General features: G+C 68.5%; 25 protein-coding genes and 1 pseudogene. 10 read left to right on the forward strand and 16 right to left on the reverse strand.

Features of this window, described 5'->3' with window-relative positions; translation table 11 throughout:
* Positions 1-48: 48 nt before the first annotated feature.
* Both GA0070624_RS36655 and GA0070624_RS36660 read right to left on the reverse strand, forming a co-directional pair.
* Positions 49-354 (reverse strand): acetylxylan esterase, encoded by a 306-nt coding sequence (locus GA0070624_RS36655; RefSeq protein WP_342672770.1) that lies wholly within the window; start codon positions 352-354, stop codon positions 49-51.
* The gene (locus GA0070624_RS36660) at positions 299-694 is read right to left on the reverse strand and encodes an acetylxylan esterase (RefSeq protein WP_342672755.1); all 396 of its coding nucleotides are present in this window, start codon (positions 692-694) and stop codon (positions 299-301) included. Before GA0070624_RS36660 ends, GA0070624_RS36655 begins: the two co-directional genes overlap by 56 nt.
* A 128-nt stretch (positions 695-822) precedes the next feature.
* On the opposite strand from GA0070624_RS36660, the gene GA0070624_RS25630 reads away from it, so the two are divergent.
* Positions 823-1,977 (forward strand): ROK family transcriptional regulator, encoded by a 1,155-nt coding sequence (locus GA0070624_RS25630; RefSeq protein ID WP_091345433.1) that lies wholly within the window; start codon positions 823-825, stop codon positions 1,975-1,977.
* Positions 1,978-1,985: 8 nt separating this feature from the next.
* Here GA0070624_RS25630 and GA0070624_RS35015 read toward each other — a convergent pair whose 3' ends face one another.
* Both GA0070624_RS35015 and GA0070624_RS25635 read right to left on the reverse strand, forming a co-directional pair.
* The gene (locus GA0070624_RS35015) at positions 1,986-2,198 is read right to left on the reverse strand and encodes a hypothetical protein (protein WP_176731872.1); all 213 of its coding nucleotides are present in this window, start codon (positions 2,196-2,198) and stop codon (positions 1,986-1,988) included.
* 67 nt (positions 2,199-2,265) lie between these two features.
* Positions 2,266-5,007 carry a glycosyl hydrolase family 95 catalytic domain-containing protein gene (locus GA0070624_RS25635; RefSeq protein WP_218105300.1) on the reverse strand — a complete coding sequence of 914 codons (2,742 nt, stop codon included), beginning with the start codon at positions 5,005-5,007 and terminating at the stop codon, positions 2,266-2,268.
* A 142-nt stretch (positions 5,008-5,149) separates the two neighbouring features.
* On the opposite strand from GA0070624_RS25635, the gene GA0070624_RS25640 reads away from it, so the two are divergent.
* On the forward strand, positions 5,150-5,860 hold the full coding sequence (locus GA0070624_RS25640; protein ID WP_091345437.1) for an SGNH/GDSL hydrolase family protein: 711 nt from the start codon (positions 5,150-5,152) through the stop codon (positions 5,858-5,860).
* Between the two features lie 5 nt (positions 5,861-5,865).
* Here the strand turns inward: GA0070624_RS25640 and GA0070624_RS25645 are convergent, their stop codons facing one another.
* The 4 genes from GA0070624_RS25645 to GA0070624_RS25665 form a co-directional block, all read right to left on the reverse strand.
* On the reverse strand, positions 5,866-6,963 hold the full coding sequence (locus GA0070624_RS25645) for a PD40 domain-containing protein (RefSeq protein ID WP_091345440.1): 1,098 nt from the start codon (positions 6,961-6,963) through the stop codon (positions 5,866-5,868).
* 88 nt (positions 6,964-7,051) lie between these two features.
* Positions 7,052-8,497, reverse strand: a complete 1,446-nt coding sequence (locus GA0070624_RS25650) for a PKD domain-containing protein (protein WP_176731873.1) — start codon at positions 8,495-8,497, stop codon at positions 7,052-7,054.
* Positions 8,498-9,298: 801 nt separating this feature from the next.
* On the reverse strand, positions 9,299-9,520 hold the full coding sequence (locus GA0070624_RS25660) for a hypothetical protein (protein WP_091345447.1): 222 nt from the start codon (positions 9,518-9,520) through the stop codon (positions 9,299-9,301).
* A gap of 109 nt (positions 9,521-9,629) precedes the next feature.
* A complete protein-coding gene (locus tag GA0070624_RS25665) occupies positions 9,630-10,607 on the reverse strand; it encodes a DMT family transporter (RefSeq protein ID WP_091345449.1) in 978 nt (325 codons plus the stop codon).
* A 73-nt stretch (positions 10,608-10,680) separates the two neighbouring features.
* Here GA0070624_RS25665 and GA0070624_RS25670 point away from each other — a divergent pair, with 73 nt between their 5' ends.
* Positions 10,681-11,634, forward strand: coding sequence for a LysR family transcriptional regulator (locus tag GA0070624_RS25670; RefSeq protein ID WP_091345451.1), 954 nt, complete (start codon positions 10,681-10,683; stop codon positions 11,632-11,634).
* Positions 11,635-11,945: 311 nt separating this feature from the next.
* On the opposite strand, the gene GA0070624_RS35370 is transcribed toward GA0070624_RS25670, so the two are convergent.
* Complete coding sequence (locus tag GA0070624_RS35370; protein ID WP_218105301.1) at positions 11,946-12,503, reverse strand: MarR family winged helix-turn-helix transcriptional regulator; 558 nt, start codon at positions 12,501-12,503, stop codon at positions 11,946-11,948.
* A gap of 483 nt (positions 12,504-12,986) precedes the next feature.
* Here GA0070624_RS35370 and GA0070624_RS25685 point away from each other — a divergent pair, with 483 nt between their 5' ends.
* The 4 genes from GA0070624_RS25685 (at position 12,987) to GA0070624_RS25700 (ending at position 16,397) form a co-directional block, all read left to right on the forward strand.
* Positions 12,987-13,262 (forward strand): hypothetical protein, encoded by a 276-nt coding sequence (locus GA0070624_RS25685; protein WP_091345453.1) that lies wholly within the window; start codon positions 12,987-12,989, stop codon positions 13,260-13,262.
* The gene (locus tag GA0070624_RS25690; RefSeq protein WP_091345456.1) at positions 13,259-14,167 is read left to right on the forward strand and encodes an LLM class flavin-dependent oxidoreductase; all 909 of its coding nucleotides are present in this window, start codon (positions 13,259-13,261) and stop codon (positions 14,165-14,167) included. The genes GA0070624_RS25685 and GA0070624_RS25690 overlap by 4 nt, the downstream gene beginning before the upstream one ends.
* A gap of 284 nt (positions 14,168-14,451) precedes the next feature.
* Positions 14,452-15,324, forward strand: a complete 873-nt coding sequence (locus GA0070624_RS25695) for an LLM class F420-dependent oxidoreductase (protein WP_091345458.1) — start codon at positions 14,452-14,454, stop codon at positions 15,322-15,324.
* Positions 15,325-15,599: 275 nt separating this feature from the next.
* The gene (locus GA0070624_RS25700; RefSeq protein ID WP_091345460.1) at positions 15,600-16,397 is read left to right on the forward strand and encodes a methyltransferase domain-containing protein; all 798 of its coding nucleotides are present in this window, start codon (positions 15,600-15,602) and stop codon (positions 16,395-16,397) included.
* Between the two features lie 134 nt (positions 16,398-16,531).
* Here the strand turns inward: GA0070624_RS25700 and GA0070624_RS25705 are convergent, their stop codons facing one another.
* Entirely contained in the window at positions 16,532-16,861 is a 330-nt protein-coding gene (locus GA0070624_RS25705) for a hypothetical protein (protein ID WP_091345462.1), read from the reverse strand.
* 120 nt (positions 16,862-16,981) lie between these two features.
* On the opposite strand from GA0070624_RS25705, the gene GA0070624_RS25710 reads away from it, so the two are divergent.
* Together GA0070624_RS25710 and GA0070624_RS25715 are read left to right on the forward strand one after the other, a co-directional pair.
* Positions 16,982-17,781, forward strand: a protein-coding gene (locus tag GA0070624_RS25710; RefSeq protein WP_091349789.1) for an IS5 family transposase whose coding sequence is annotated in 2 segments (ribosomal slippage) — positions 16,982-17,315 and positions 17,315-17,781 — 801 coding nt in all. Because the reading frame shifts where the segments join, the coding sequence is not laid out codon by codon here.
* Positions 17,782-17,982: 201 nt separating this feature from the next.
* Complete coding sequence (locus tag GA0070624_RS25715; RefSeq protein WP_091345465.1) at positions 17,983-18,744, forward strand: hypothetical protein; 762 nt, start codon at positions 17,983-17,985, stop codon at positions 18,742-18,744.
* Positions 18,745-19,100: 356 nt separating this feature from the next.
* On the opposite strand, the gene GA0070624_RS25720 is transcribed toward GA0070624_RS25715, so the two are convergent.
* The 3 genes from GA0070624_RS25720 to GA0070624_RS25730 all read right to left on the reverse strand — a co-directional run bounded on the left by GA0070624_RS25720 (position 19,101) and on the right by GA0070624_RS25730 (position 21,030).
* Complete coding sequence (locus tag GA0070624_RS25720; protein WP_091345466.1) at positions 19,101-19,328, reverse strand: hypothetical protein; 228 nt, start codon at positions 19,326-19,328, stop codon at positions 19,101-19,103.
* Between the two features lie 77 nt (positions 19,329-19,405).
* On the reverse strand, positions 19,406-20,851 hold the full coding sequence (tnpB, locus tag GA0070624_RS25725) for an IS607 family element RNA-guided endonuclease TnpB (protein WP_091345468.1): 1,446 nt from the start codon (positions 20,849-20,851) through the stop codon (positions 19,406-19,408).
* Complete coding sequence (locus tag GA0070624_RS25730) at positions 20,848-21,030, reverse strand: hypothetical protein (protein WP_091345469.1); 183 nt, start codon at positions 21,028-21,030, stop codon at positions 20,848-20,850. The genes tnpB and GA0070624_RS25730 overlap by 4 nt, the downstream gene beginning before the upstream one ends.
* A gap of 76 nt (positions 21,031-21,106) precedes the next feature.
* Between GA0070624_RS25730 and GA0070624_RS25735 the strand changes: the two genes are divergently transcribed.
* A complete protein-coding gene (locus GA0070624_RS25735) occupies positions 21,107-22,201 on the forward strand; it encodes an IS630 family transposase (protein WP_176731874.1) in 1,095 nt (364 codons plus the stop codon).
* Here the strand turns inward: GA0070624_RS25735 and GA0070624_RS25740 are convergent.
* The 3 genes and pseudogenes from GA0070624_RS25740 to GA0070624_RS36985 form a co-directional block, all read right to left on the reverse strand.
* Positions 22,190-22,588: a hypothetical protein gene (locus GA0070624_RS25740; RefSeq protein WP_141715166.1), complete on the reverse strand. Its 399-nt coding sequence runs from the start codon at positions 22,586-22,588 to the stop codon at positions 22,190-22,192. The two genes, GA0070624_RS25735 and GA0070624_RS25740, sit on opposite strands and share 12 nt — an antisense overlap.
* Positions 22,503-22,727: pseudogene (locus GA0070624_RS36025) on the reverse strand (IS607 family transposase); the annotation flags it as partial. The gene GA0070624_RS25740 and the pseudogene GA0070624_RS36025, both read right to left, overlap by 86 nt.
* Entirely contained in the window at positions 22,679-22,909 is a 231-nt protein-coding gene (locus GA0070624_RS36985; protein WP_091345473.1) for a hypothetical protein, read from the reverse strand. The gene GA0070624_RS36985 and the pseudogene GA0070624_RS36025, both read right to left, overlap by 49 nt.
* Between the last annotated feature and the right edge of the window lie 57 nt (positions 22,910-22,966).

The raw sequence follows: 22,966 nt of genomic DNA on the forward strand, positions 1-22,966 counted from the left end.
CCACGGTTCAGGTTCGGGGCGGGCCGTGACCCGCTGAACCTGCACCCGTCACGCCATCAGGTCGCGCAGCCAGCGCAACTGGATCGGCGGCTGGAACCTCGCGCCGCCCCCATGCCTGTTGTACGGCCAGACCTGAAGCTCCTTCGGGCCCGCGTAGTGGTTGTACGCGGCGAACACGGCCGACGGTGGGCAGACGTCGTCCATCAACGCCACCGAGTAGAGCGCCGGTGCGGTGGCTCGCGCCGCGAAGTTGACGCCGTCGAAGTAGGCCAGCGTGCGGAACACCTGCTCGATCCGGTCACGGTTCGTCGCGCAGAAGTCGGCCAGCTCCTGATACGGGTGAGCGTCGGTGATCTCGGTGGCAGTACCCGGCCGCCGGCCACAGCAGCCACTCGTGGGGCCGGCCCCGGCCGCCGCCGTAGCCGATGAACTGCACGACGCACGGCAGCGGCCCGGCCACTATCGCAGGGGGGAGGAACCAGGCAGCCACCCGCTGTCCCTCGTAGCCGCTGAACCGCGCGTCCTGCACCCGCACCCCAGGCAGCAACGCGTCGTACGCGGTGAACTCCGGTTTCAGCTCGTGCCGCGCCGCGTCGGACAGCGTCGCCCGCCAGAACGCGTCGAAGTCATGCGGCTCGACGCGCTCCGGGCGGTGCGTGAGCAGCTCGGCGAGGGGTGGATCGAACAGGGCCACGCTGTGCCTTTCCGGTGCAGACGGGCGACGAGGCAGGGCGGTGACGGGCGGATGAGTGCCGCCGAGACTAGGATTTCCGACGGCCGAAATACTTGACGAAGTTAAATATTAGGCCTAGGTTTGGGGCCATGTATCACCAGGCGGACATGGTCGCGCCCGCGGTAACCGCCGTGTTCACCGCGGTGCTGACCGAAGGACCAATCAGTCGGGTCAGGCTCGCTCGCCGGCTCGGGCTGTCCTCCGCCGCCGTCACCAAGGCCGCACGGCCACTCATCGAGATGGGCTACCTGCACGAACTGGCCGCGACCGAGCGTACGGGACCGGGTGCCGGACGGCCGGCCAGCCCGCTGGCAGTCCGGGCCGACCGCGAGTTCTTCGTCGGCGTGAAGATCACCGCTGACGAGCTGATCGGCGTCGTCTGCGATCTGTGCGCGCAGGTACGCACCGCGATCCACCGGCCGCTGACCGACCCCGACGTCGAGGCCGTCCTCACCGAGCTCGGCCACCTCGTCGACGAGCTGCTCGACAGCCCCGGCGGCTACCGGGCGCGGACCCGCCGACTGGGACTCGCCGTCTCCGGCGACGTGGACCCCACCACCGGCCTGGTCCGGTACTCGCCATTTCTGCGCTGGCACAACGTGCCGCTGCGCGAACGCGCGGAAAAGCTCACCGGGCTCACCGTCACGGTCGAGAACGACGTGAAGGCGCTGACCACCGCCGAACACTGGTTCGGCGAGGGCGTGGGCGCGGAGTCGTTCGCCCTCGTCACCGTGGGCACCGGCATCGGCTGTGGCCTGGTCATAGGCGGCCGGCTCGTCTCCGGCTCGCACGGCGTCGCCGGCGAGATCGGCCACATCGGCATCGACGCGAACGGCCCCACCTGCCACTGCGGCGGCCGCGGCTGCGTGGAGGCCATCGCCGGCACCGATGCCATCGTCGGACAGGCCCGGGAACGCTCCAGCCGGCCGGACCTCACCTTCGACGAAGCGGTGGCCCTGGCGCGCCGCGGCGATGAGCGCGTCGGCGCCGTCTTCGCCCGCGCCGGAAATGCGATCGGCTGCGGCATCGCCGCGGTCGCGAACCTGGTCGGACCGGCCCGGATCGTCGTGTCCGGCGAAGGCCTGGCCGCCTACGACCTGTTCGAGCCACACATCCGCGCGGGCTTCGAACGCCAGGCCTTCGGCGCCGCCGCCCAGTGCCCGTTGTCCATCCGCTCGCTGCCCTTCGAGGAGTGGGCACGTGGAGCGGCCACGGTAAGCATCCAGGCGCTCGTCGCTTCCTGAATCCGGCGTCAATTCCACCCCGGCCGGAGTGTCGCCGCCGGCACCACCCGCCCCACCAGGAGGTGTGACTGTGGGATCACCACGCCCAGGAGTCTGTTCTGGAATGCGTCGGGCGCCGCGCCCGGGACGAAGCCGGCGGTGAGCTTCGTGAAGTCGTCCACGGCGTACTGGGAGATCTTGACGGTGATGCCGGGTTGGCCTTCTGCAAGCCGGGCAGGCACTTCTGCTACGAGGCGGCCTGGCGCTCGTCCCAGGTCCACCAGTTGACCGTGCCGCTGCAGCTGGAGTTCATGCGCTCGGCGGCGAAGTCCGGCGGGTTCGTCGATGACCCTGACGCTGTCGGCGAAGATGCGTTGTCCAGGTCGGCGCGGGGTGATCGGAGGGCCGTAGCGTGACCTCGCCGTGTGCCGGGAGCTCGAGTTCGAGCAGCCGGTCGCCGTGCTCGACGACGATCCGGTGCGGGGCGCCGCGGACGTCGCGGATCACGGCGCTGTCGACGGCGTTGTCGGCCCACGCCAGGTCGACCTCGAGTCCGCCGCGAGCGCGCAACCCCACTACCCGGCCGCCGGGCCATTCCGCGGGCAGTGCGGGCAGCAGCCGGATACGGCCGTGGTGGCTCTGCACAAGCATCTCGGCGATCGCCGCCGTGAAGCCGTAATTGCCGTCGATCTGGAACGGCGGGTGCGTGCTGAACAGGTTCGGCAGGAGCCCGCCCCACTCGGATCCGTCGACGGGGGCGAGCCGGCGGTGGTCGCGGTCGAATGCGGTGATCGCCTCGAGCAGTAGTGCTCGGGCTTCGGCGGCGTCGCCTAGCCGGGCTCGGAGCGCGATCTTCCACGCCCACGACCAGCCCATCGCCCCAGGTCCGCGGGCGTCGAGGAACCGGCGCGCCGCCTCGGCGAGCTCGGGCGTGCGGACGGGGTCGATGAGATCGAGCGGGTAGAGCGCGACGAGCGGAGACAGGTGCCGATGGTGCGGGTCCTCGTCCGCGACATCCGTCGACCATTCGCGCAGCCGGCCGTCGGGGCCGGCCTCGAGTTCGGGGAGCCGTTCGAGGGCGGCGGCGAGGTCGACGTCGAGCGGGTCGTCGAGGCCGAGCACGGCGATGGCCGAGCGGGCACGCTCGAACAGCGCTCGGATGAGGGCGATGTCCATCGTCGTCGAGACGCTGAGCGCTTCGGGCCGTCCATCGGGGCCGACGAACAGGTTCTCGGGCGAGGTCGACGGGATGGTGCGCAGCCGGCCGGTCGCGGGGTCGTCGACGAGCCAGTCGAGGCAGAACAGCGCTGCCCCGCGCATGAGCGGCCATACGGTGTGCTCGAGCAGCTTGCGGTCGCCGGTGAACTCGTAGCGGTCCCAGAGGTTGTGGGTGAGCCAGACGCCGCCCATCATCCAGATCGCCCAGCTCGGGGCGCCATGACCCATGCCGACCGGCAGGCTCCAGCCCCAGAGGTCGCTGTTGTGGTGGGCGACCCAGCCGCGGGCACCGTAGAGGCGGGCCGCGACGTCGGAGCCGGTGCTCGCGATTCGCCGCACGAGTGCGGTCAGCGGCTCGGTCGAGTCGTCGAGTCCGACCACTGGTGCCGCCCAGTAGTTCATCTGCGTGTTGATGTTGATCGTGTAGTTGGACGACCACGGCGGTCTGAGCTCGTCGTTCCAGATCCCCTGCAGGTTCGCGGCGGGGTTGCCTGAGCGCGACGACGCTGCGAGCAGGTAGCGGCCGTACTCGGCGAGCACGGTCGCCCGGAGGCCCTCGTCGTCGCCGTGGAGGATGTCGCGCTCGAGGTCCCAGGTGCCGGCGCGCCGACCGCCGATCGCGAAACGCGCCCCCGAGGCATGGTCCCGCACGTCGGCGAGATGCTCCGAGAACCGCTCGTGCGCCGTCTGCCGCAGGGCGGCCGTCGCGTTCGAGCGCGCGCGCTCCCGGATCTCCTCGCGGGACGAGCTCCGCCAGCCAGCGCCGTCAGGGTCGGCCCACCACAGTCCGGCCCTGCTCGACGTCGAAAGAGCGATCAGCAGTCGGCTCGCCCCGCGGATCCGCAGGGTGTCGCCAGCGGAACCCTCGGTTCCGTCGCTTCGCACCGCGAGCGCGGCGGCCCCGAAGTGGTCGAAGCCGTCGGCTTCACGGGAGAGGTAGCGATGAGCTGGCTCCACCGCCCTTTCGTGCAGGGGGGCACCGTCGATCGGCGCGACCACGTCGAGGGTGATGCCTGTCGCGGCGATGTCGCGTCCCGCCTCGCGCAGGCGCGTCGACAGGCGTATGTCGACGTCGAGCACCGGCCGGTCGGCGAGGTACTCGACGAACAGGCAACCGGCGGGCGCGGAGACGAAGGTGCGGCGCGTGGCGCCGGTGCCGTCGATCTCGAGCGATTCGGTCACGTGCGCCTCGTCGAGGTCGAGGATGCGGGCGGCCCGGCCTTTCGCGACGGCCGCGCCGCGCGTCTCGAGCTCCAGGTCGACGAACGGCAGGAACTCCTGGGAGTACGGACCCTCGAAACTCATCAGGAGGGCTTCGGCGCGTCGGAGGTCTGAGGTGTCGATCGCCGATCGGATTCCGGCGAGGCGTTCGGGTCCGGATCCGCCCGCAACGAGATCGGCAAGCGCGTCGGCCGGCCCGTCGGGGTGGCCCGACCAGATGGTCGCGTCGTTGACCTGGATGCGGGTCTGAGCGCCGCCAAAGACCATCGCGCCGATGCGGCCGTTGCCGAGGGGCGTGGCCTGCACCCACTCGCGTGCGGGTTGCCGCCAGGCGAGGCGGAGCGTCTCGGCCATCACTTGATCCCCGAGAAGCCGATGGAGTTGACGATGCGCGACGACTGCTTGAACACCACCAGCGCGAGGGTGAGCGGCGGCAGGGAGTACGCCTCCTCGGTCTCGGTCGACAGACCGGGGATGAACTGCCGCGTTCCGCGAGCCGTTGATTCCAAGAGCGCCATTGGTCTTCCTGCTCCCGCATGTTCGACCTGTCGCGCAGTGCTCGACGGCGAGATGCCCGATCTCGTCCTGCGCTTGCCGCGACAGAGTAAACATGATTAATTTACAGCGTCAAGTAATCGTCCTGTAGCCGTCCACGGACCCGATCGAACTCTCCGGCGCCGTGCTCGCGGGCCGGCGTTCCCATGCCGACGCTCAATTCGCAGCAGGCGATGCTCATCGACATTGGAGGGATCTCATGAACGAGCCGACCATCCTCTTCGCCGGCGACAGCGTCACTGACTGCGGGCGGCGTGAAGACCCAGCCGGGCTCGGAGACGGATACGTCCTCCGGATCGCCGAGGCCCTGGGGGGCCGGGCGCACTTGCTCAACCGCGGGATCAGCGGCGATCGGAGCCGCGATCTCCGCGAGAGGTGGGACCGAGACGTGCTGGCGGCGCGACCGGCGCTGGTGAGCGTACTCGTCGGCGTCAACGACACCTGGCGACGCTACGACAGCGACGACCCGACCCCGGCGGCGGACTTCGAGGCGAACTATCACGCGCTGCTCGAGCCGCTCGCCGCCAACCGCGTCGGACTCGTGCTCGTCGAGCCCTTTCTGCTCCCGGTGCGGGCGGAGCAGATCGGCTGGCGCGACGACCTCGAGCCGAAAATCGCGATCGTGCGGAGCCTCGCGCGGGAGTATGGCGCGGCGCTCGTGCCGGCGGACATGGCCCTCAACGCCGTCGGCGACGCAGCCGGCCTCGCGCCCGACGGCGTGCACCCAAGTCAGCGCGGTCACGAGGTGCTTGCGACGCTGTGGCTGGAACATGCGACTCCCCAGCTGACGGCGGTGCTCCGACATGGCGGTGGCGCGCCGCGGCCACAGTGCCCGGGCACTCGCATGCCCGGGGAGATGTCCACGGCCAGCCCGCGTCCATCCCGTCCCCTTGCCGGATGGACGCCTTGATGCCGCTACTGTGAGGCGTCCTGGTCGCGGACCCTGAGCTCGCCCCAGTTCGCGAACAAGTTGATCCCTGGAGGGAAGCTCAGTTGTGTCTGGCCCGTGCCGTCCGGGGTCATTACGAACAGCTGGAGTCCCTGGCCGACCACGAGCCTGTGGAACACGATCTGCTGTCCATCCGCCGACCAGGTAGCCGTCAAGTCGGGAACGGAGTTGTCGGTCAGCTGTACTAGGCCGCTGCCATCCGCGTGAATCACGCAGATCTCGAAGTCGGCCGTGCCGCCGCCGGCCCTGCAACTGAACACGATCCGCGTGCCGTCCGGGGACCAGGCAGGCCCTCGCTCCTCCTCGTTGTTGTACGTCAGGCGCTCCGGCATGCCTGTCCCATCGGCGTTGAGGGCGTAGATCTCCGCGGTATTGGAAGCGCGGGGATCGTCGGTCACATCGTGGCTTGTGAAGGCGATGCTGTGCCCATCGGGTGACCAGTCCGGGTCATCGTCGATCTTGTCCGGGCTGTTCGTGATGTTCCTCGGCTGCTCGACACCCGTCAGAAGATCGTCCACATTGGCCACGAAGATATCGCTGTCTGTCGTTGCCGAGCCCGGGTCGGTTCTGATCGGCGTCCCGGTACCGGACGCCGAGGCGTGGAACGCCATGTTCTTGCTGTCCGGCGACCAGGTGGCGGAACTGCCCCGCGTCAGCAGCGTCTGCTGGGTGCCGTCGGTGTTCATGAGGAACAGGTCCGAGGTGTTGACAGGCTCTCCCTCGGCACGGTTCCGGTTGCTGTCGAAGACGATCTCCTTTCCGTCCGGCGACAACGCCGGAAAGGCATCGCCGTCGGTGTTGTACGTCAAGCGCCGGACGTTCGGGGTGACAGGGTCGGGGCTCATCAGGTAGATCTCAATGGCAGCAGCTTGGCTGGCGGTTGGGTTGTCGCGAGTGCTGGTGAAGGCGATCGTCGACTCTAGGCGGAAGCAAGGCGATTTGGCGGGATCGCACGCCCCGGCCACTTGCCCGTTCGTGTTCGTCGGTCCAGTGCTGGCGCCCGCACTGGCCGGAGTGACGGCCAGCATCAGCGCCGCGAGCGGGACCAGGGCCACCTTTTGCATGGGATGCTCCTTCCCGGAGATATCGGGATGAGATGGGACACCTACGCTGTGCGAATCCGCTCGACGTAGGCGTTGAGGACGGACTACGTCAAGACGTGACCGTCACCTGGTTGGAGCAGATCGCGGTGGTCGCCTGGCAGACCTGGTACGTGTAGCTGCCCGGGCCGGACTTACCGATGATGTCGGTGTAGCCGCTGCCCGCCACGGTGGCGATCTTCGCGCCGTTACGGTAGACGTCGAAGCTCGCGCCAGATTCGTTCCACGACAGGTCAACCTTCTCGACACCCCTGACCTTGTAACCCCGGGCCGTAAGGCCGATGAGGGTGACGGCTTTGGCTGTCGTGGTGGTGGCGCCGGCGTTGTCGGTCACCGTCAGCGTCACCGGGTAGCTGCCCAATTGCGCGTAGACGTGCTCGATACTCACACCGTTGCCACTGGTACCGTCGCCGAAGTTCCAACGGTACGTGGTGATCGCGCCGTCGCTGTCGGCCGATCCTGCGCCGTCGAAGCTACAGCTCAGCCCGGAGCAGCTGACGGTGGAACTGGCCGTGGGGGGCGCGTTCGGCGGGGCGACGACCGTAACAGTCTGCGTGTCGGCGCCGGTGGCGTCGGCGTTGTCGGTCACGGTCAGTGTCACCGGGTAGCTGCCCGACTGGGTGTAGACGTGCTGGGCGTTCACACCGTTGCCACTGCTGCCGTCACCGAAGGTCCAGCCGTACGTGGTGATCGTGCCATCGCTGTCGGCCGACGACGCGCCGTCGAAGCTGCAGCTCAATCCGGAGCAGGCCAAGGTGAAGCTGGCGGTCGGAGGCGCATTCGGCGGAGCGGCGACCGTAACGGCCTGGGCGACATTATCGAAGGCCCCGGCGTCGTCGATCACCTCCAGTCGCACGGTGTAAGTGCCGGCCGCAGGGTACGTGTGGGTGGCTGCGCTCGTGTCGCTGCCGAAGGTGGCGCCGTCGCCGAAGTCCCAGCTGTAACCCTGGATGGTCCCGTCGCTGTCACTCGAGGCGCTGGCGTCGAAGCTACAGCTCAGCCACGAGCAGCTGACGGTGAGGCTGGCCGTGGGAGGCGTGGTGCTCTCGGCGCACCCGTACGGTCCGTACCACTGGTTTGTGGCCTGGTTCCACCAGTACAGGCAAAACCCGGAGCCGTACCACCAATCCCACGTGAGGAACCGTTGGCCGTAGTACACACTCTTCGCCTGCGTGCTGTCCCAGTAGTAGTAATCGATCCGGACATCCGCCTCGGGTTCGCTAATGCCATGGAATCTGCAGGTGTACTCCCACCACGTGGAATCTGTCGGCCATGTATCTCCGTATGTGCTCTGCAAGGACCAGTCGCTGCACGGTTCAATGGGTTCAACCACGTCGACGATCGCCTCCGCCGGTGGTCGCGTGGCACTGGCCGCGGGCGGCGTGGTGATCGGCGGGGGCGCCGGGTCCGCCCGCGCCACACCGGCTTCCAACGTCAGGGCCGACGACGCCGTAGCCAGGACGATCAATCGCAGCGCGATCAGCGTGGCCTTGCGCATGATCTTCTCCTTCTGATTAGGACGTGCTAGGCGACTCGCAGGCGTAGATCGTCCTGATCGAAGCCGCGTTTTGAGCTTGTCGATCCGCGTTTGGGTGCGGTTAAGGTCCTTCACCTTTTGCTCATGGTCGCCTCCCTCGAATTGATCAGCCGTGACCGGCACGGCTGCAGCAACCATGCCGGCGCGCCTTTGAGGCGAATTAGGGGCGGGGAAACGGCTCTGCCGTCAGGCCGAGTTCGTGCATCCGGGCGACGCAGGTCCGGTAGCGGCGGCGTGCCTCGCCATGACGGCCCTGACTCGCCAGGCCACGCGCCAGCCCCAGGGCCCCGGCGTGTTCCACGGGTCGCATTCAAGGAGGCGTTGCCAGTGATGCGCGGCGGACACCGGGTCGCCGGCCGACTCCGCGAGTTCGGCGAGTGCGCGAGTCACTGAGAGGTACGCCTCCCGAGCCTCCTCCGGCAGTGGGACACTCCAGTCCGCGTACACGTCCTCCTCGAGGAAGTCACCGTCGTCGGCCGTCGCGACCACCGCGAGGAGCGCGTCCGATCCGGTGCTTCGCCCGACCGCCGTGCCAGAATGGTCACCAGGACCGTACGGCGGATGACTGTGTCGATGTCCCACAGCCGGTAGGTGTCGGTGGTGGGTGGTGCGCGGTGATGCCCTGCATGAGGCAGGCGGCGGCAGTCTCGTCATCGATGTCGTCCGGCACGGGCACAGCCCTTTCAGCGTCCACGGTGGACTCCGAGAAGCTGCCCCGACCCCGAGACCGCCATCCGACACGCTGCCCAGGAACGAGGTCCGTTACTCCAACTCCCACAGCCGCGACAGTCCCGACCCCTCGACGCCCGCGCGGAAGGGCGTCCGCAGCGGGGTGGCGCCGGTTCGCTGGTATACGTCGAGGAAGCTGACCCCGGAGACAGTGACTCTCACCAGCGCCCGATGCGGTTCCGGCTCGGGTTGCTTGACCTCGACCTCCCGAAGGACGTCGGGGCCTCCGAACTCCTCGACTACGATCGCTTTCACGGGTCCTCCCTTTCGTCGCGGCGATCGGATCGAGACCTGGTCGTGCTGTGATCAAGTCCGTCAGGTCGGGAGGCGTGTGAACGCCTGGACATGCCTGCTGGCGCTTTTTCTAGCTGATCGAGACCGGCTGTTTCGGGTTGTCGAGGTCGGGTCGGTTCGGCACCCGGTGTGGCACTGCGCCGCGGTGTCCGGGGTGTGTCCGTTGCACCTGCAGGGCGGCCACGGACGACAGGACGAGCAGGCCACCCGTTATCTGCACGGAGGTGAGGATCTCGTCGAGCGTGAGCGCCGCCAGCGCCGTGGTGACGACCGGTTCGAACGTCGACAGGATGGCTGCAGTCGAAGGGCCCGTCCGCCGCAGGCCGGCGAAGAAGGTCAGCATCGCCAAGACGGTGGAGACGACCGCGATGCACGCGAGCCAGAACCATCCCCGCAGCCCGAAGCTGAGGTCGACCCCGCCCCTCACGATGGCGCGTGCGCCCAGGGTGAAGGCGGCCCCTGCCATCACCAGCGCGGACAGCATCACCGGTGGCAGCCGGTGCACGACGGTGTCAGCAACGAGGATGTAGACCGTGTAAGTGACAGCGGCGCCGAACGCCAGGGTCGCCCCGAGCGGGTGGAAGTCCACACCGCCGGTACCGAGGAGGACGAGCAGCGTCCCGCAGGAGGCGGCCACCAGTGCGGCGCAGCGGCCGGGTGTCAGGCGGTCCCGGCCCAGCAGGACAGCCGTGAGGGTGACCAGCAGCGGGTATGTGTAGAAGACCAGGGACAGCAGCGAGGCGTCCATCACCTCCAAGGCCGCGAAATACAGGGACGCCTGGGTGGCGTACCCGACGGCGCCCAGGCCGAGGGCCGTCACCAGCAGACCCAGGGTCACTCGAGCGGGACCCGTCCTTCGGTCTGGGCTCGCAGGGTCGCGCCGCAGACCCGGTCGCAGGAGCAGCAGCATCGCCAGCAGGCCGGCGGCAAAGCCGAAGCGCGCCAAGAGCAGCGCTTCAGGCGAGACGCCCGCGGCGTACGCGAGCTTCCCGAAGATCGCCATGGCGCCGAAGCACGCGGCTGACAGAAGGCACAGTGCGGGACCCATGTCCTAGAGCATCGGCGCCCGCACACTCCAGGTCTAGTGACGATATGTGGACCTGATTCGTTAGTATTTCTGCATGGTAACGCTGGATCTTCGTCGGCTCCGTCTGCTCCGCGAGCTCGAGGAACGAGGGACCCTGGGCGCGGTGGCCTTGGCTCTCGGCTACAGCCCTTCCTCGGTGTCCCAGCAGTTGAGCGTTCTGGAGAAGGAGGTAGGCGCGCGCCTGCTCGAGAAGGCCGGCCGTGGTGTGCGGCTCACCGACGCCGGGCGTCTGCTCGCACAGCACGCCCGGGTCCTGCTGACAGCAGCCGAGGCGGCGTCAGCGGACCTGGCCGCACTGGCCGGTGAGGTGCGGGGCACCGTGCGCGCCGGCGGTCTGCAGTCAGCGGCTCGTCGCCTGCTGGTTCCCGCAGTGGCACGCATGATGGTCGAGCACCCGCACGTACGCACCGAGGTCTCCGAGCTCGAACTCGAACAGGCGTTACCAGGACTGCGGCTCGGAGCGGTCGACCTGGTGATCAGCGACGAGTACGACGGTCACCCACGCCCCCGGCCGGCAGGGCTGCGGTTCACGCTCCTGCACGAGGAGCCACTGAAACTGGTCCTGTCACCCGGGCATCGGCTGGCCAAGCATGGCGGACCCATCGCATTGTCCACGCTGCGGGAAGAGGTCTGGGTAGCCTCCGACGCGGGCACCGGCCATCACGACATGGTCGTGGGAAGCTGCCGGTCCATCGGCGGCTACGAACCCGACGTACGGCACCGGTCCAGCGACGCGGACGTCCAGCTCGAACTCGTGCGCACCACCGGAGCCGTCGCGCTACTGCCGGCGCTGACACTGCCCGCAGCAGACCCAGCCCTTGCGATCCGTGACATCGCCGAGGAGAAGCTCGGACGTCGACTGGTCGCTGTCCTTCGAGACGGCCCCGCAGCCCCCGCGCTCGCGGCCTTCCTGGCCGTCGTGGCAGACCAGGCCCGCAATCTAGAGCAGAACCCGACGACTAACCCTGCGCTCGACACGCCGACATGACCCCCCGGCGGTACCTACTGCGACCACCACGCCGGGTACCGGTACCCGACCCTGGGCTTCCAGGTCGCGGCCAACCTGGACGACGGAACCTGTGGCCGGTGTCGTACGCGCTCCAAAAGTGGAGCCCAGTGGTAGAGAAGAAGCTCGTCGAGCTGGTGCAGGCTGCGGTCTCCTGACCGTTGCCACGACCGCCGCCGGCGCTGACCAGCAGGCCTACCGCCGCCGACGCGGCAGTCGCGGCGGCCGGCCGCCGGTTTTCGAAAAGCAGCTCTACAAGCACCGCAACGTCGTGGGGCGCTGCTTCAACCGCCTCAAGCAGTGCCGCAACCGCCATCCGCTACGACAAGACAGCGACCTCGTGCCAGGCCACGGTCGCCGTCGCCGCGTTCCTGCAATGGTTGTGACTCTTTGAAGACGGGCCCAAGTGCCCGGCGGCTGCTCCCGTCCGCAGCGGCCGGCCGTGGTTCGCGGCTCCAACCGCTTCCCGGGGCGGTGGTCATGGCGCCTCGGCCGGGCAGGTTTGGTGCAGCCGGGCCAGCACCGCCCTGCTCGCCTCGTGCAGGGCGTCGACCTGGGCCGGTGAGCGCGTCGAAGAACAGCTCGCGGAGCCGGGCGGCGTGGGCGGGCGCGGCAGACCGGATGCCAGCCAGGCCTGCGTCGGTGAGCCGGACCGTGGGTGCCCGGCCGTCCTCCAGGCACGCCTCCCGGACGACCAGGCCCCGCTGCTCCATCCGACGGATCTGGTGGGCGAGCCGGCTCTTCTCCCACTGGAGCTCGGCCCGGAGCGTCCGGGCCCGCATGGCGTGGTCCGGGGCGCCGGCGAGGGCGGCGAGCATCTCGAAGTCGGACTCGGAGATGCCCGAATCCAACCGCGTTCGAGTTCGAGGTCGACGAGGTCGGGCCGGTCGGCTGGGCCCAGTTCGTCCTCGACGCGAGCGACCCGGCCGACCTGATGGTCAAGTGGGCCGCCGCGGTCGAGGCCGCGCCGCGCGACCTCACCAGCGCGATCATCATGGGCCCGCCCCGGCTGGGTCAGCCGCCGGTGGCCCACGTGATGGCGATGGTCGACTCGGACGACCCGGCCACGATCGTGGCCCAGCTCCAGCCGGTCGCCGACATCGCCCCGGGCTACGACCAGTCGGTGGTGCTCACCTCGTACGCCTCGGTGATGGCGAACGCCAGCGACGGCCCGCACCAGGCGCAGGGCGAACCGATCTCCCGCACTGGCCTGATCGAGCACCTCACGCCCGCGTTCGCCGAGGCCGCCGCCCGCCCTGCTGGCCGGCGGCGTCGTCTACTTCTTTCACATCCGGTCGGTCGGCGGCGCGGTCACCGACGTCGACCCGGACGCCATGGCGTGGCGCCACCGGGCGGTGAACTTCCACGTCACCGCGTTCGGGCGGCACCGCGGCCGGCTGGACGCGCGGTGGGACGACCTCTTGGCCCCCTACCTGCACGGCACCTATCTCAGCTTCGAGACCGACCTACGGCCGGAGCGCCTCGCCGAGGCGTTCCCGCCCCGCACCCTGGCCCGGTCGCGCACGCTGAAGAAGCGGTACGACCCGGACGGTCTGTTCCGCGACAACTTCCTCATCACACCCGACACCGCATCGAGGACCACGCCATGACCGACTACGGGCACGACCTGCTGTTCGGAGCCTTCGTCACGCCCACCGCCCAGCCCGTCCGGCACGCCGTCGACCTGGCCGTAACGGCCGAACGGGCCGGGCTCGACCTGGTCACCTTCCAGGACCACCCGTATCAGCCGCGGTTCCACGACACCTGGACCCTGCTGAGCTATGTGGCCGCGCGCACCGAGCGGATCCACCTCAGCGGCAACGTCCTCAACCTGCCACTGCGGCAGCCGGCCGTGCTGGCCCGCAGCGCGGCCAGCCTCGACCTGCTCAGCGGCGGCCGGTTCGAGCTGGGCATCGGCGCGGGCGGGTTCTGGGACGCCATCGAGGCGATGGGCGGCCGTCGGCTCAGCCCCGGCCAGGCGGTCGACGCGCTGGAGGAGGCGATCCGGGTCGTCCGCGAGATCTGGGCCGCCGGCAAGCCCGGCGGCGTACGCGTCGACGGCGAATACTACCGGGTCCACGGCGCCAAGCGGGGACCCGCCCCGGCCCACGACGTGAACGTCTGGATCGGCGCGTACAAGCCGAGGATGCTGCGGCTCACCGGGCGGGTGGCCGACGGTTGGCTGCCCACCCTCCAGTACCTCCAGGGCGGGCCGGCCGACCTGACGCAGATGAACGCGCTCATCGACGAGGGCGCCGCGGCGGCCGGCCGGGAGCCCGCGCAGGTCCGGCGGCTGCTCAACATCGGCGGCCAGTTCGCATCGACCGGCCGGTCGCTGCTCAACGGCCCGCCCGAGCAGTGGGCGGAGGACCTCGCCGGGCTGACCCTGGAGCACGGGGTGAGCGCCTTCATCCTCGCCGCCGACGACCCGGCGGCGATCGAGCTGTTCGCCGCGGAGGTCGTCCCGGTCACCCGGCAACTGGTCGCCGAGGAACGCGCCCGCCGCGCGGCCTGACGCCGTCGGCGGCGCGCGGGCCACCGCTGGCGGCCGAGGCAGCGGGCGGCGGGGGCTTGGCGTCAGCCGTCGGTGTCCCGGCCTGCCGCCTCGACCGCGTCCAGCCGGCGGCGCAGGTGCGGCCGCTGCTGCCGATGCCTGTTGGCTGCACCATCTGCCGCCCCTGCTGGTCTCGCCCTCTGTCTGGCCGCCCCGTACTCCTTCGTATGGACGGGATGGGCGGCGCAAGAGCTAGCCACCCGCCACAATGTCAATTGCCCGCGCACGGAATGGAAGGATGGGCGATGAGACTAGGTCTGCACTACTGGAACTTCTCCACGCCCGCCCACCCGTCGGAGATGGCTCCGACCCTGGCGGAAACCGCTCGGATCTCGGAGGAGGCCGGTGTCTCCGCGTTCACCGTCATGGACCACTACTTCCAGATGGAGTTCACGACGTCGGCAGATGAGCCGATGCTCGAGGCCTACACGACTCTGGGCTATGTGGCCGCGAAGACTGAACGGATGACACTGGGTGTCCTCGTCACCGGGGTGATGTACCGCTACCCCGGCCTCCTCGCCAAGATTGTCACCACTCTCGACGTGCTCTCCGGCGGGCGGACCCGGCTCGGCATCGGCGCGTCGTGGTACGACCGCGAGCAGCGCGGCCTGGGCGTACCGATCGTGCCAGTCAGGGAGCGCTTCGAACGGCTCGAGGAAACATTGCAGATCTGCTTGCAGATGTGGAGCGACAACAACGGCCGGTTCGACGGCAGGTACTACCAGCTGGCTGAGACGCTGAGCATGCCGGCCCCGATCAGCCGACCGCATCCACCGATCATGATCGGTGGCAGCGGCGAGAAGAAGACCCTGCGGCTCGTGGCCCGCTACGCCGACGCGTGCAACCTGTTCGGCAACAGCCCGCCCGAGGTTGCGCACAAGCTCGACGTGCTGCGGGAGCATTGTGCCGCCGAAGGCCGGGACTACGGCAGCATCGAAAAGACAGTGCTCGTCATGCGTCCACCCCTGGCTGACGTCGACGCGTTCGTGGCCGAGGTGGCAGAGTACGCGGCGCTCGGCGTGACCGAGGTGCAGACGATGCCCGACCGACACCCGGTGGAGTTCGCGCAGCAACTGGCCGACGAGCAGGTCGTAGCACGACTGGCGGAATTAGCCTGATCTCGGCGTTCAAGCGAGGCCCAGCAACCGCACACCCTTCTCCGGGCGGGCCGGCCCAAATTGTGCCGGCTGCTTGACCTCTTCGGTCTTCTCTGGGAGGTCACGCCGACCCGTTTGCCCACATCACCGCAGGTCAGGGCGCTGCCCCCGGCCGACCTCGGTGATGCCGCCAGGCGACATGGAGTGCGGTCGACTGCTGCCAGATACTGCTGAGCACTCCGTGTGAAGCAGGACACCGCGCCGGCACTGACCTGGGGAAGAGGGATGATGCGGACGTGGCCAATGACAGCGGTTATCTGCTCGACAATCAGCAGGCGGAAGCGGGGACGCGCTTTGGCGCCCTGGCGGCGCTGTTCAACCCTTCCACGTTCCGGCACATCGACGCGCTCGGCATCGCGGGAGGCTGGCGGTGTTGGGAAGTCGGCGCCGGAGGCCCCAGCGTGCCCTCCTGGCTCGCCGCGCGCGTCGGTCCGGCCGGGCACGTGCTTGCCACCGACATAGACGTCTCGTGGATGACCGCTGCCGCCGGCGCCGGCTACGAGGTCCGCCGCCACAACGTCGGCGTCGAGCCGCCGCCAGGGGATGGATTCGTCCTGGTGCACGCGCGCCTCGTCCTGGTGCATGTTCCACAGCGTGCCGCGGCGCTGGCCGCCATGATCTCGGCTCTGCGGCCTGGCGGCTGGTTGCTGGTGGAGGAGGCCGACCCGATGATGCAGCCGCTGGTCTGCCCGGACGAGTCGGGTCCGGCCCAGCGGCTGGCCAACAAACTCAAGCGCGACTTCCGCACGCTGATGGCTCAGCGTGGTGTCGACCTGTCCTACGGGCGGGCGTTGCCTCGATTGTTACGCGGCGCGGGACTCGTCGACGTCGAAGCCGACGCCTTCTTCCCGATGACCGGCGCTGCCTGCACCCTGCTGGAGCAGGCCACCGTGACGCAGATCCGCGACCGGCTGGTCGCCGCCGGCCTGGCTACCAACGAAGAAGTCGACCGGCATCTCGACAACGTCGCAGCGGGGCTTCTCGATCTCGCTACCTCGCCCATGATCTCGGCCTGGGGCCGGAAACCTGCTTGAATCGCTCGAAAATCCGTACGATCGTCCACCGGCACTGCAACGGGTCCCCGCCCCACATCCTCGTCTCGACACATGACAGCGCACGGCGTCAGACGCTACCAACGCGCGGACAGCGGCTATGACAGGACATTCGGCTAGGTTCCGGCTGCATTGAGTTCGTCGGCGTAGTGCCTGGCCTTCCCAAGCAGCTTTCTCAATCGACGGAGGCCCTCGGCCGAGGGCAGCTGTGACTGCCACGGGGAGACGGCATGCCAGCCCTTGCTACACAACGGCTCGGTGTGGTCCTCAACCTCCACGCCCTCTGGTGCCTGCGGTAACCGGAACAGCAGCGTGTCCGTGCCTAAGGCCACAACGGCCACCACGCCGTTGTGCACGATCACAGCGACCCCGTACAACGGGACGACCACGTGCGGTGAGCCGGCGATATCGCCCAGCCGCTCAATCAGGTCTGGGTGCGCGTGCATCTCCCAGCCGTCGAGGTCCGCTTCACGTCGCCCCGTACCCGGCTGCGCTTGGGCTCTTAGGGCGCGTCTCATTTGGATGGTCGTTGGCCTGGGGCATGATCTGCTCCCGTGGACGGGGCCATGATCCGTACTTGGGCGCCGGATGATCTCTGGGAGATAGCGGCGCCGTTGATCCCGCCCGCGCCGGTTCGTCGGCAGGGTGGTGGTCGCCGGCGGGTGGATGACCGGGCGGTGCTGGCCGCGATCGTGTACGTGACCCAGGCGGGTTGTTCCTGGTGGAAGCTGCCTGAGGCGTCGTTCGGTGTCACCAGGGCCACCGCGCACCGCAGGTTCACCGAGTGGACCGCGGCCGGGTTCTGGCTCCGGCTGCACGAGGCGACCCTGGACCGGCTCGGCGCCGACCGGCGGATCGACTGGTCGAGGGCGGTGGTCGACTCGATCAGTGTGCGGGCGGAAAAGGGGGCGATCTGACTGGCCCAAACCCGGTCGACCGCGGCAAACCAGGCAGCAAACTCCACGTCATCTGCGACCGGAAGGGGCTGCCCCTGGCTGTGCTGGTCACCGCCGCGAACGTCCACGACAGCCAACTGCTGCTGCCCATGCTCGACAGCGTCCCGGCGATCCGCACACCCAACGGGCGCCGCCGGTGGCGGCCAGACAAGTTGCACGCCGACAAGGCGTACGACGCCCGCGAGCTGCGCCGCGAGGTCCGGCGACGGGGGATCAAGGTACGCATCGCCCGTAAGGGCATCGAGTCCTCCACGCGTCTGGGCCGGCACCGCTGGGTCGTTGAAGCCTGCATGTCCTGGCTGATGCGCTACCGGCGCCTCGTTCGCCGCTATGACCGCAAGGGCGATCACTTCGAAGCCTTCGCCACCATCGCCAGCACCCTGATCTGCTACCGCCGCCTCACCAAATGAGACGCGCCCTTAGATACTCCAGCAGATCCAGGTTGACCTCGGAATCCGATAGACCCATTCCTCCATTGAACTAGGTATCGACAGCCGCCGACAGAAGTGCACCCGTAGGGCAGGGTTGCCCGGTCACTGGAGGGCCGCCACACTGGGAACGCCGTCAGCCCCCTCGGCGCAGCCACCCCGCCCTAGCTTTCGGAGCAACTCGTGGAACGCCCCGACGCCGCCTCGACGTTCACGCCCGTGCTGCGCCTGTTGCTGGGCCTGCTCGGAGCGGGGTCGTTTGGCGCCGGGACGACGGCGGTGTTCCTCACCGAGAACGGCACAGGCAGTGCCGTGATGCTCGCGTTCGGGGGTGTGCTGCTGGTCCTGGCGCTATTGGGCAACCGCATCGAGAGCCTGGAGTTCGGTGGCGCCCAACTCAAGCTGCGCGCCGCCGCAGCGGAGAAGTTCGCCCTGGCCGAGGAGTCCGAGCAACTGGGAAACGACGCGCTGGCACAACAGCTACGCACCGAAGCCCATTCACTGCTAGACGCAGCGGCCGGTCCAGTCGCGGCCAACTACCGCTCCGTACGCAACTCGATGCGCGCCGGACCTGACCGCACTCGGGCAATGGAAGCGGTTGTAACCCAAGCCCGCCGCCTCGCCACCACGCACTCGTTCGAGCCAGATCAAGTCCGGCACTGGCTACGCGAGGGCACCGACGAGGAGCGAATCACCGCACTGGCCATGATGCAGGCGGAGCCCGCGCTGCGAGACTTCGACGCGATGTTGAGCGCCATCGCCGACTCACGCAGCGCGTTCGAGCAATACCACGCGTTGCGGCTGGCCGTCGAAATGATTGACGGGCTGGAAGAGGTACAGCGGATCCGGCTCGCCCAGACCGTTCGGGACGCACGCGGCATCCGATTCCGGCAGGGCACCGACCGCTGGCAGCTCAGCGAGAAGATCCTGCACCGGCTCGGCTAATTCAAGAGTCGGTCTTCATCGTATGCAACGACTGCCGGCGCAGTATGTCTTGTCTCGGAGGACCGGGCCGCTGGGTATGGCCTTCCGGCAGGTACAGGATCGGCCGGTTGGCGTTTGACCGCCGGCACCCCGTGTGCCGGACGGGTAGGCCACGAAGGATGGCCTCAGCCCGGCATCTTCCTCAGGCGGCGCCGTCCCCGGCAGTGGAGCCGGTGCATCACGTAGCACGGCCTACGACACGGGCGGTCGCAGTGAATAGGTGACGCGGAAAGGCGATGCGGCTCATTGGCTGCTCTGGGTGATGATGCTTCGGGTTCCGCCGGGGCGGGGTGCTCGTCTCGCCGCCGCCTGTCCGGTCATGCCGTCGGGTGGTGACCGAAGCCGGCCATCGCCACGCCAACCGCCTTCTCGTACAGCACCACATTGCTGAGACCTACCCGTCGCCCGTCAGCAAGGCTCCGGCACGACGGCCACATGATCGACCGCAGTCCCGGATGCTCGACGACGCGGAGCGACTCACTCGACTCCAGCTCCACCCCGCTCTCGTCGCACCAGGCGACGACAGCGGACCAGAACCGGTCCACGCTCTCCCAGCCGTTGCAAAGAGCCTCAGCGGCTCTCAGCAATTCCAGCCTTTCGGCTGGAAAGGTCCGTACCGGTGTCACCGGAGCCTGAGGGCTTCGGTGACCTGATGACGGTCTCCCGTTTCCTGCTGCCGCTGGTGCGGCAGGTTTGTGCCACCTGCCCACCCCGCCCTGGCCTTTCGGCTGGGGCGGGTGTTGCGGGTCTTCTGGTCGGCTCCACGGGGTTTCGACGCTTGTGCGTCCTGGTCTCCGGCCACTCCGGTACCAGTGGCCGCTGCGAGAGCGGCGAGGTTGCGGGCTGCGTTCTCGTCCCGGTCAAGGACGAGGCCGCAGGCGTCGCAGTGGTAGGTCCGGACGTGCAACGGCAGCTTGGCTTTCACCGCCCCGCAGCCCGAACAGGTCTTCGAGGACGGGTACCAGCGGTCGGCGACCACGGTCCGCCCGCCCGTCCAGCCGGTCTTGTAGGTGATCTGCCGCCGGATCTCGCCGAACCCGGCGTCGGCGACCTTGCGGGCCAGGCGCCGGTTCTTGAGCATTCCCGCGACGTTGAGGTCTTCGACCACCACGGTGGCGTATTCGGCGGTGATGGTGGTGGTGAGCTTGTGCAGCGCGTCGGCGCGCAGGTTCGCCACCCGGTAGTGGACGCGGTTGCGCTCAAGGTCGGCCTTGAGCCACCGCTTCGACGGCGTCTGCCTGGTGCGGCGGTCCAGCCCCTGCCGGCGGGAGACACGGCGACACAGGCGCTTGAGCTGTTTGATGGCCTGGTCGTAGTGGGCTGGGTTGGACACGTACCGGACTTCACCTGCCGAGTCGGCCATCACGGCGAGGCACTTCACGCCGAGGTCCACGCCGGCGGCCACTTCGGGCCGGCTCGGAGTGCGCTGGGCGCGTTCGATCTCCACCTGGAAGGACACGAACCAGCGGCCACGTTCCAGCCGCACGGTGGCGGACAGGATGCGGGCGGTGCCGTTATCCACGCGGCGCTCAAGCTTGCGGGTGGACTCGTGCGTGCGGATCGTCCCGAGCCGGGGCAGGGTGATGTGCCGTCGGTCCGCCTCGACACGGATGGTGCCGGTGGTGAACCGGCAAGACATGCGCGCCCGGTGCTTCGACTTGCGGCGAGGAACGCCCATACGCTGGCCTTTGCGCTGCCCACGCTTGGACTTGGCGTAGTTGTCAAACGCGGCAGCTGCGGCTGCCAGCCCGGTGTTGTATGCCTCCTTGGAGTTCTCCTGCCACCAGCGGCAAAAACGCGGGTCGGTCTTCTTGACCTGGTTGAACTCCTTGCGCAGCGCGGGCAGCGACCACGGCCGCCACGGCGTCAGATGCTGCCCCGAAACGCCGTAGGACTCCTCCGCCCCGCGCTGCCACCACGATGCCGAAACCCACGACACGGCCCAGTTGTAGGCTGCACGCGCCGCACCGCAGTGCGACCGCAGCGCCTGCTGCTGACTGGCGTTTGGGTCGAGCGCGAAGCGGAACGCCTGCACCACCCAGCCGGGGCGCGGTTCGAACTTCTTCACCGCCCGCAGTCTCCACGATGCACCGCCCACGTCGAGTGGTTGAACGGATCAACACCGGCCCATCGCAGGGCGGCGATGTCCAGGTCGCTCAACAGCTCCGGGTCGATCTCTCCGCAGGTATCGGTGTGGGCACGCACCAGCTCCTTACTGGCGCGAAATGCCATGTCGGAGGCGATCAACTCTTCCTCCGGGCTCCGGAAGTGCCTGGCTCCCGCTAGTGTCGTGAGTCGTTAATTCGGCCGCAGATAGTAGGCTGTGGGGGTGGCTGGTCGTCCTCGTGGTCTTGTCGAGCTGACTGATGATGAGCGTGCGTGTCTGACCCGGTGGGCGCGGCGGGGTAAGTCGTCACAGGCGTTGGCGTTGCGGTCGAAGATCGTCCTGTTGTGCGCCGATGGGCTGGTCAATACCCATGTCGCGCAGCGGCTTGGTGTGTCGCGGGACATGGTGGGCAAGTGGCGTAGCCGGTTCCTGGCGCGCCGGTTGGAGGGCCTGGTCGACGAGCCGCGGCCTGGGGCGCCTCGCCGGATCAGCGACGACCAGGTCGAGGAGGTCATTGTTCGTACGCTGGAGCAGCAGCCGGCCAATCAGGACAGTCACTGGTCGACACGGTCGATGGCCAACGCCACCGGGTTGTCGCAGACCGCGGTGTCGCGGATCTGGCGGGCGTTCGGGCTCAAGCCGCATCTGGTGGACACCTGGAAGCTGTCCGCGGATCCGCTGTTCGTGGAGAAGGTCCGTGACGTGGTCGGCCTGTACCTGGATCCGCCGGTCAAGGCGATGGTGCTGTGCGTGGACGAGAAGTCGCAGATGCAGGCCCTGGAGCGGACCCGGCCGATGCTGCCGATGATGCCCACGGTCCCGGCCCGACAGACCCACGACTACGTTCGTCATGGTGTGGCGAGTCTGTTCGCCGCGTTCGACGTCGCCACTGGCACGGTCATCGGGCAGGTCCACCGCAAGCACCGTCACCAGGAGTTCCTGCGCTTCCTCAAGACCATCGACGCGAACACCCCCGCCGAGTTGGACCTACACCTGATCCTGGACAACTACGCCACCCACAAGACCCCGGCCGTGCAGCGATGGCTGGCCGCGCATCCCCGCTTCCACCTGCATTTCACCCCGACCTCGGCGTCCTGGCTGAACCTCGTCGAGCGGTGGTTCGCCGAACTGACCAACCGGAAACTGCGCCGATCCAGCCACCGGAGCCTCGCCGAACTCGAAGCCGACGTCCGCGCCTGGATCGACGCATGGAACGCCGACCCGAAGCCCTTCGTCTGGACCAGGACCGCCGACGACATCCTCAACAGCGTCGCCACCTACTGTGGCCGAATTAACGACTCAGGACACTAGGAGCCGGCGGGTGACCTTCTCCTCGGCGATGACCAACTTGTGGCGCCGCTCCAGCTCTTCGCGTTCCTCGCGGGCGATCCGCTGCGCCTGCCGCGCCGCACTCTCAGCCAGCAGTCCGATGAACCACTGCGGTGCACCGGCTGGAACCTTCATCCACTCCCTGGCGTGCTGCGGGGTGAGCTGCTCGATCACATCAGCGGCACGCATTGCCGCCGCAACCTCATGCACCTTCAACTGCATGATGTTTGCCACCTGCACCGGGCACAGGGCGCGGTCGGCCTTCTTCTGCGGGCTGATCTTCTTACCCACGGCCTTCTTTTCCCGTTGCGGCGGCAACAGCGCGGGCGGCGCGGTTCTTCGCCGCCCGCTGGCCGTATAGACGTACACACATCGACGTGAGCACGTCAGTCATGTCTTTCACCAGGTCGTCCGTGGACTCCTCCGGGTCGAGGATCAGCAGCTCCCGGCCGGTAGCGGTCAGAGCGGCTTGCAGGTGCTCGACGCCGAAGCGCGCCAGCCGGTCCTTTCGCCCTCCTCAACCAGCAACTCCTCGACGACGGCAAGAGTTGCCGTTACCCGCCTGCTCCTACGCTGCACCACGTCCATGACGACGTCCTGCACTAGGATCTCGCCACCCGCTGTGGGGAGCCCGGCGGCGGCCATGAGCCGCCCGACGGGAGTCAACGGTCGCCGCTTGAAGAGTCCCACTGGCATCACCTTCGGTAACCGCGGCGTCCGGGCCGGTCGCCGTCCGGGTCGCCTGAT

This window comes from Micromonospora rhizosphaerae, assembly GCF_900091465.1.
Taxonomy (GTDB): Bacteria; Actinomycetota; Actinomycetes; order Mycobacteriales; family Micromonosporaceae; genus Micromonospora; species Micromonospora rhizosphaerae.